The 526-nt window shown below is 49.0% G+C and carries 1 protein-coding gene; it reads left to right on the top strand.

Annotated elements, in window-relative coordinates; genetic code table 11:
* Nucleotides 1-417: hypothetical protein (locus ADIMK_RS09695; RefSeq protein WP_036187030.1), on the top strand; the 417-nt coding region annotated here is incomplete at its 5' end.
* Nucleotides 418-526 lie beyond the last annotated feature (109 nt).

Consider the following 526-nt stretch of genomic DNA (forward strand, 5'->3'; position numbering starts at 1 on the left):
CCGCTGAACAAAAGCGTTAGATTTAAAGAACCAGTAAAGGACATCGCTCATATGGCATTCAAGAAGAAAGGACGTGACGGGAAAGAAATCACCATTCCTGACGGAGCTACTTGGAAAGAAGGCTCAGATGGGCATGTTGTTGCAATAAGAAAGGGCTACAGCTGGAAACAGGGAGCGGATGGACGAGTTGTTGCTATACCTCCCGGTGGCACTTGGAAGCAAGGCAGCGATGGTCGGGTTGTTGCTATAAAAAAAGGTGAAACATGGAAACAAGGGGCCGACGGGCGAGTTGTCGCTATACCCAAAGGCGGCACCTGGAAACAAGGTAGTGACGGAAGAGTCGTTGCAATCCCTAAAGGTAGAACGTGGTTCCAAAGTCCAACTGGAAGAATAAAACTACGTCCCTTAAGTAAATAAAATCTAACAAGGCGCTCAAAATCAGTCGCTGCGCTCCTTGGGACCTCCAAAGCTTCGCTTTTTCGGCCCTTTAGCGCGGCGTTAGCTTCCCGAGTTACCCACGAACAGT

It is taken from the genome of Marinobacterium lacunae, assembly GCF_000705555.1.
Classification (GTDB): Bacteria; Pseudomonadota; Gammaproteobacteria; order Pseudomonadales; family Balneatricaceae; genus Marinobacterium_D; species Marinobacterium_D lacunae.